The organism is Streptomyces sp. FH025 (assembly GCF_017427025.1).
Lineage (GTDB): Bacteria > Actinomycetota > Actinomycetes > Streptomycetales > Streptomycetaceae > Kitasatospora.
In genome coordinates this window covers 1-7153 of the sequence record NZ_JAFLNG010000405.1, presented here as the reverse complement: position 1 = coordinate 7153, position 7153 = coordinate 1, and the positions used below count along the sequence as shown (strand labels likewise).

General features: G+C 73.4%; 6 protein-coding genes and 1 pseudogene. 4 read left to right on the top strand and 3 right to left on the bottom strand.

Annotation, left to right across the window (positions count from 1 at the left end; genetic code table 11):
• Positions 1 to 450 precede the first annotated feature (450 nt).
• Positions 451 to 2352: an amino acid transporter gene (locus J0670_RS25135; protein ID WP_243437486.1), complete on the top strand. Its 1902-nt coding sequence runs from the start codon at positions 451 to 453 to the stop codon at positions 2350 to 2352.
• A gap of 17 nt (positions 2353 to 2369) precedes the next feature.
• On the opposite strand, the gene J0670_RS25130 is transcribed toward J0670_RS25135, so the two are convergent.
• The 3 genes from J0670_RS25130 to J0670_RS25120 all read right to left on the bottom strand — a co-directional run bounded on the left by J0670_RS25130 (position 2370) and on the right by J0670_RS25120 (position 4415).
• Entirely contained in the window at positions 2370 to 2639 is a 270-nt protein-coding gene (locus J0670_RS25130) for a GlsB/YeaQ/YmgE family stress response membrane protein (protein WP_207813935.1), read from the bottom strand.
• Positions 2640 to 2855: 216 nt separating this feature from the next.
• The gene (locus J0670_RS25125) at positions 2856 to 3656 is read right to left on the bottom strand and encodes a HEAT repeat domain-containing protein (RefSeq protein ID WP_207813934.1); all 801 of its coding nucleotides are present in this window, start codon (positions 3654 to 3656) and stop codon (positions 2856 to 2858) included.
• Positions 3657 to 3698: 42 nt separating this feature from the next.
• Positions 3699 to 4415: a TetR/AcrR family transcriptional regulator gene (locus J0670_RS25120; RefSeq protein ID WP_207813933.1), complete on the bottom strand. Its 717-nt coding sequence runs from the start codon at positions 4413 to 4415 to the stop codon at positions 3699 to 3701.
• Between the two features lie 116 nt (positions 4416 to 4531).
• On the opposite strand from J0670_RS25120, the gene J0670_RS25115 reads away from it, so the two are divergent.
• The 3 genes and pseudogenes from J0670_RS25115 to J0670_RS25105 all read left to right on the top strand — a co-directional run.
• Positions 4532 to 5764, top strand: a complete 1233-nt coding sequence (locus J0670_RS25115; protein ID WP_207813932.1) for an FAD-dependent monooxygenase — start codon at positions 4532 to 4534, stop codon at positions 5762 to 5764.
• A 215-nt stretch (positions 5765 to 5979) separates the two neighbouring features.
• On the top strand, positions 5980 to 6609 hold the full coding sequence (locus J0670_RS25110; protein ID WP_243437485.1) for a CBS domain-containing protein: 630 nt from the start codon (positions 5980 to 5982) through the stop codon (positions 6607 to 6609).
• 115 nt (positions 6610 to 6724) lie between these two features.
• Positions 6725 to 7153 (top strand): annotated as a pseudogene (locus tag J0670_RS25105) (beta-glucanase); the annotation flags it as partial.

Here is a 7153-nt window from a genome sequence, read left to right as displayed (position 1 = left end):
GGGCGGCCGCCATCAGGCCGAGGCCCAGGACTCCCCGTCGGCTCGGTTCCGCCACTGCGTCCTCCCTGTCTGCCCGGCCGCGTCGGTCCGGTGCGTCGTCCTGTGCCATCCTGCCGCGTCGCGGCCGTGCGTCCCCGCGCTGCGTCAATCTGCTGCGTCAATGCGCGGACATCCTTCCCTCTTTCGGGGCGTTCAGGTGTGCCGCCGCGCCGAAGCCGCGGGCACGGCCGGGAGGGCCGTACGGGCGCTCCCCGGCGTGTTGGCCCGCGCGGTTCCCGGGTGGCCGCGCCGGGTCACCTAGCCTGACCGGGCCCGCCGTCCGGCGGCCACAGGGGGGCCGGAGCCGTGTGCGGCCGGCCGAAGTCGTGGACAGGGGTGCACGTGGTTTCGTCGGGTTCGGCCGAACCGGGGGCGGCTCCCGCGACCCGGGGCGAGAGGTTCCGGGAGTGGATGCTCGAAGGCCTGTCGGACATGGCCAAGCAGCACCCCGGCCCGCACGCGGAGGCGCCGCTGGAGAAGGGCCAGCGCTGGTGGCGGGTGATGTGCCTGACCGGCCTGGACTACTTCTCCACCCTCGGCTACCAGCCCGGCATCGCCGCGCTCGCGGCCGGCCTGGTCTCGCCGCTGGCGACCATCGTGCTGGTGATCGTCACCCTGCTGGGAGCACTGCCGGTCTACCGGCGGGTCGCCCACGAGAGCCCGCACGGGCAGGGGTCGATCGCGATGCTGGAGCGGCTGCTGTCGTTCTGGCAGGGCAAGCTCTTCGTGCTCACCCTGCTGGGTTTCGCGGCCACCGACTTCATGATCACCATCACCCTCTCGGCCGCCGACGCGAGCGCGCACCTGGTGGAGAACCCGCACGTGCACAGCGCGCTCGCGGGCAAGCAGATCACCCTCACCATGATCATGATCGCGCTGCTCGGGGCGGTCTTCCTCAAGGGCTTCAGCGAGGCGATCGGCCTGGCCGTCGTGCTGGTCGCGGTCTACCTCGCGCTCAACGTCGTGGTGGTGGCCAACGGCCTCTGGCACGTGCTCAAGGCCCCGCACGTTTTCAGCGACTGGACGGACGCCCTCACCGTCGAGCACGGCAACGCGCTCGCCATGGTCGGCGTCGCGCTCATCGTCTTCCCGAAGCTGGCCCTCGGCCTGTCCGGCTTCGAGACCGGCGTCGCCGTGATGCCGCACATCGAGGGCGACCCCGACGACACCGAGGAGAAGCCCACCGGCCGGATCCGGGGCGCCCGCAAGCTGCTCACCACCGCCGCCGTGATCATGAGCGTGTTCCTGATCACCACCAGCTTCATCACCACCCTGCTCATCCCGGCCCCCGAGTTCAAGGCGGGCGGCAAGGCCAACGGGCGGGCGCTCGCCTACCTCGCGCACCAGTACCTGGGCAACACCTTCGGCAGCGTCTACGACCTGTCCACCATCGCGATCCTCTGGTTCGCCGGCGCCTCCGCGATGGCCGGACTGCTCAACCTGATGCCGCGCTACCTGCCGCGCTACGGCATGGCCCCGCACTGGGCCCGGGCGGTGCGCCCCACCGTCATCGTGCTCACCCTGATCGCCTTCCTGGTCACCTGGCTGTTCGACGCCAACGTGGACGCGCAGGGCGGCGCCTACGCGACCGGCGTGCTGGTGCTGATCAGCTCGGCCGCGATCGCCGTCACCATCGCCTCGCACAAGGCCGGGCAGCGCCGCTGGACGGTCGGCTTCGCGGTGATCTCGGCGGTGTTCGTCTACACCACGGCCGTGAACATCGCCGAGCGGCCGGACGGCGTCAAGATCGGCGCCTGCTTCATCGCGGGCATCATGCTGGTCTCCTTCCTCTCCCGGCTCAAGCGGGCCTTCGAACTGCGGGTCACCGACGTGGTGCTGGACGAGGTCGCGGAGCGGTTCGTCCGGGACTACATGCACCGCCCGCTGCGCCTGATCGCCAACGAGCCGAACAGCCGCGACCTCGCCGAGTACCGCGACAAGATCCGTCAGATCCGCGCCGACAACGACATCCCGGCCGAGGACGACCTGGTCTTCGTCGAGGTCACCGTGCTCGACCCGTCCGACTTCGAGGCCGTGCTGACCGTGCGCGGCGAGGTGCTGCACGACCGCTACCGGGTGCTGGCGCTGGAGAGCTCCAGCGTGCCCAACGCGCTGGCCGCGCTGCTGCTCCAGGTGCGCGACCTCACCGGGCAGCAGCCGCACATCTACTTCGAGTGGACCGAGGGCAACCCCTTCGCCCAGTTCCTGCGGTTCTTCCTGTTCGGACAGGGCGAGATCGCGCCCGTGACCCGCGAGGTGCTCCGCGAGGCCGAGCCCGACCGCAGACGCCGCCCCGCGGTCCACGTGGGCTGAGCCGCACGGCCGCCGGGTCAGCGGCTCTGGCGGGACTTGGTCCAGGCGGGGGCGACGATGGCCACCAGGGCGACGGCGAAGCCGATCTGGAGGATGTGGCGGATCCAGTCGATGCCCGCGGTGTGGCGCACGCCGAGCCAGCCGGAGACGGCGTTGCCGAGCAGGGCGCCGGCGGCGCCGAGCAGCATGGTCAGCCACCAGGGGATCGACTGCGGCCCGCGCAGGATCAGTTTGGCGAGGACGCCCAGCACGAAGCCGATGAGAAGAATCCAGACGATCTGGAACATCGCGGTCCACCTTCCCGGCGGCGCCGGAGGGCACCGGCGTGCCGAATCACCGAAGACACGGCTCGTCCCATGGTCACCCCGGCCGGCCTGGCGGGCACCTCGGGGCGCGGACGCGCAGGTGTCGGGCGGCGGCGGGGTCCGGCCGACGGCGGGGCCGGAAAGGGACTGTCCGCCGGGTGCTTCGTGTCGAAGCGCGTCTCCTGACGCGGCGCCGGTTCAGAAGTTCCGGACCGTCTCGACGGCCTCCCGCACGTGCGGGTGCGGATCCGCGGCGAGGCCGTCGAGCAGTTCGGTGACGCCAGGGGTGGACCAGCGGTGGACGGTCCACACGAGGTCGCGCCGGACGTCCGGGTCCGGGTGCTCGGCCAGCCGGGCGAGCCGGTCCAGCGGGCCCCGGCGCCGCAGGGAGAGCCAGTGCAGGGCGTCGCGCAGCGCGGCCACCTCGCCCGGGCACCCGGCGGCCTCGATCCGGGCGAGCAGCACGGGGACGGGCGGCGGCGGGCCGTCCAGCGGGTGCGGGTGGCGTTCGCGCAGCCGGCGGTCGCCGTACCCGCCGTACTCCCGGCAGCCCACGCAGGTGCAGGGGCGGGTTCCGTGGGCGTCCGGGCGGTAGCGCCAGCCCGAGACCTGCGGGACGGCGCGGATCCGGTGCACCTCGCGGGCGTCCGCCGGGCGTGGCAGGACGACCTCCCAGCCGCGTGGGTCCGCCAGCGCGCCGATCCGGGCGACGGCCTCGGCGGCTGACAGCCACTGCTGGGCGTCCCGGGCGCTGTCCCGGTAGTGCCCGACCAGCACCTGCTGCGCGTCGTCCAGCCGCAGGTGCACCGCGACCAGCGCGCCCTTGGGGCCGAACCGGGCCAGTTCGCGCAGCCACTGGTGGGTGAGGGTGTACGAGGGCAGCACCGGGAAGCAGTACACCCCGCGCACACCGCCCTGGCCCCGGCTGTCGGCCCGGATCCCGGCGCGGCGGATGCGCGGCGCGTTCGCCGCGGCCGTCAGGTGCACGAACATCGCCATGGCGGCGGACGCTAGCGGTCCGTGCGGGCGCGGGTCGAGCGATTATCGGGGCGGCGTCGGGGTGGTGCGGCGGTCGATCAGGGCGGCGAGGCCGTCCAGGATCCGCTCCAGCCCGAAGTCCAGGGCCTGGTCGCGGCCGTCCGGTTCGGCCATGGCGGCGGCCAGGGCCGGGTAGCGGTCGGCGTGCCGGTGCACCACGGTGCCGAGGGCGGTGAGGAGTTCGGCCTCGGGGGAGCCGTCCGGGCCGACCGCGCGGGACTGCTCGGCGATGCTCCGCACGTGCCCGGCGAGCAGTACGGCGGCGTCCATCCGCTCGGAGCCGGTCAGCCCGCGGCCGTCCAGGGCGGCCACCACCCGTTCCAGCCAGGCGAGTTCCCTGGGGCCGAGCACCCGGGGGCCGATGGTGGCGTCCAGCAGCCACGGATGCCGGGCGAAGGAAGCGGCCAAGTGATGGGCCCAGGCGGTGAGTTGTTCCCGCCAATCGCCCTCGGCGGTTGCCGGGGGCTCGTCGAGGGCCGACTCGACCATCAGCGCGATCAGTTCGGCCTTGCCGGGCACGTAGCGGTAGAGCGACATCTTGGTGAAGTCGAGCAGCCCGGCGACTTTCTGCATCGAGACCGCGCCGAGCCCCTCGGCGTCGGCCGCCTCGACGCCCGCGGCGGCGATCCGCTCCAGGCTGAGGGCCGGCTTCGGCCCCCGGGTCGGCTTGGCGGGCGGGCCCCAGAGCAGCCGCACCGTGTCGTTCGCCGCCTCGCCCATCGCCTGCTCCCGCCTCGGGGGTTGTCTGTCCGCGCCAACTGCGTCTACCGTACACAGCAACGAACAGTGTCCGCGAGACACAGTTTCACAGGCTCCCCATGAACGGAGTGGTTTCCATGAGCGCATCCCCGAGCCCGAGCACCAAGGTCCTGATCTCGGGCGCGAGCATCGCCGGCCCCGCCCTGGCCCACTGGCTGGTCCGGTACGGCTTCGAGGTGACGGTGGTCGAGCTCGCCCCGGCGCTGCGCGGCGGCGGTCAGAACGTCGACTTCCGGGGCCCCACCCACCTGACCGTGCTGGAGCGGATGGGCGTCCTGGAGGAGCTGCGCGCGCTCGACACCGGCGGCAGCCCGATGACCTTCGTCGACGCCGACGGCCGCCAACGGCTCCACCTGCCCGCCGAGTTCGCGGGCGGCGAGCTGGAGGTCCCGCGCGGGGAGCTCGCCCAGCTGCTGCACCGGCACAGCGCCGCCCGGGCGGAGTACCTCTTCGGCGACTCGATCACGGCCCTGGAGGAGACGCCGAGCGGCGTCCGGGTCTCCTTCCGGGGCGCCGCGCCGCGCGAGTTCGACCTGGTGATCGGCGCCGACGGGCTGCACTCCAACGTCCGCCGGCTCGCCTTCGGCCCCGAGTCGCGGTTCGTCCGCCACCTCGGCTACTACGCCGCGACCTGGGGGCTGCCGAACGACGGCGGCCTGCCGGTCGGATCGGTGGGGCTCAACGTCCCCGGCCGCCTGATGTCCGTGGGCGCGGACCATCGCGACCCCACCCGCGCCGGGGCCTTCTGCGTCTTCGCCTCGCCCGAACTGCGCTACGACCGGCACGATCCGGAGCGGCAGAAGGCGCTGGTCCGGGCCGCCTACGCGGGCCTCGGCTGGCGGGTGCCGCGACTGCTGGAGAGCCTGGACGCCGCGCCCGAGCTGTACTTCGACTCGATCAGCCGTGCCGACGTCCCCGCCTGGTCCGCCGGCCGGATCGCCCTGCTCGGCGACGCCGCCTGCGGTGCCACCATCGGCGGCATGGGCACCGGCACCGCCGTCGTCGCCGCCTACGTCCTCGCCGGTGAGCTGGCCCTGGCCCGCGGCGACCACCGGGCGGCCTTCGCCCGGTACGAGCGGCTGCTGCGCGGCTACGCCCGAGGCTGCCAGAAGGGCGGGGACCGCACCGGCCCGTTCCTCGCGCCGCGCACGGCGGCCGGGCTGCGGTTCCGCAACGGGCTGCTCAGCCGGCGGTGGGCGCTGGACCGGATGCTGGAGCTGGGAAAGCACGTGACGAGTGTCGAACTGCCGGACTACGAGGCGCAGCCGGCGGGTTCGCGGGCGCCCGGCCGGGTCGGTGCGGCGGGCTGACGCCCCGCTCCCGGCCGGATCGGGGCGGCTCGGGATGTCGGGGGCGCGTTCGCGCGTCCGGGCCCAAGGTCCCACCCGTTCGGCCCCTTGGCCCCTGGCGATCATCCCCGCCGGGGGCGATGCTGCCGGTACCGGCCGGGACGATCCGTGTCCGGTAGGACCAGCACCGTTGGACGAGGTGAACGGGCGTGCGGCATGCCACCGTCGAATCTGTGATGACCAGCCCCGTGGTCACGGTCTCGCCCGAGACCGGGTTCCGGGAGATCGTCGCGCTGCTGACCGAGTACGACATCACCGGGGTGCCGGTGCTGGACCGGGAGGGGCGACCGGTGGGCGTGGTCTCGGAGGCCGACCTGCTGCGCACCCTGGCCGCGCAGGACGACCCGGGCAGCCTGCTGCCCGCCCCGCAGACGGCGCAGGTCGGGCCGGGTGGGGTGGTCACGGCCGCCGACCTGATGACCGCGCAGCCGGTCTGCACCACGCCCGACACCAGCGTGGTCGCCGCCGCCCGGATGATGAGCCGGCACGGGTTGAAGCGGCTGCCGGTGCTGGACGAGGAGGGCCGGGTCATCGGCATGGTGAGCCGAGGGGACCTGCTGAGGGTGTTCCTGCGCGAGGACCAGGTGATCCGGCGGGAGATCGTCGAGGAGGTGCTCGGCCGGATCGACGGGGTGAGCCCCGCGGAGGTCGGGGTGGAGGTCGACCAGGGCCGGGTGGTGCTCAGCGGCACCGTGCCCGAGGCGCACCTGGTGCCGATCGTGTTGAACCTGTGCCGCTCGGTGGACGGCGTGGTCTCGGTGACCGACCGGCTGCGGGCCGGGGGCACCACCGCCTCGGTCGGTTGACCGGCGGGGCCGCTGCGGGCCGCCTGCTTCGCATACTGCGGAGTGTATCGGGTAACTCACTCTGTGTGCCCGGTGGGTCCGACCGCCGGGGCAGCGGAGCTTCGGGGAGGCGGCCGTGGCAGTCGTGTTCGACGCGGACTTCACTTCGACCAGACAGTGGATCGCCGGGCGCAGCAGTGCCTACCCCCGGATGGGGCCGACCAACCGGAGCGATCACAAGCTCGATTTCCTGAGTCGTGAGTACTGCCCGGGCGGGGTGTTCGCCGCCGTCCGACGGCCCACCGGCGGGCTGTGGACCTGCAATCTGCTCACCACCGAGGGCAGCCCGGAGGGCTTCCAGGTGCGCACCGGGGACACGGTGTCCGCACGGGTCACGCTGCCGGTGGGGCTGGGCGCCTGGCCGGCGATCTGGACCTGGCGGGACGGCGGCAACGAGGTGGACCTCTTCGAGTACCACCCGGACAACCCGGACCTGCTGGAGATCTCCAACCACGTCCGGGGCGGGTTCCGGTACTGGCGCGGCGGCGGGGTGGGGATCGCGCCC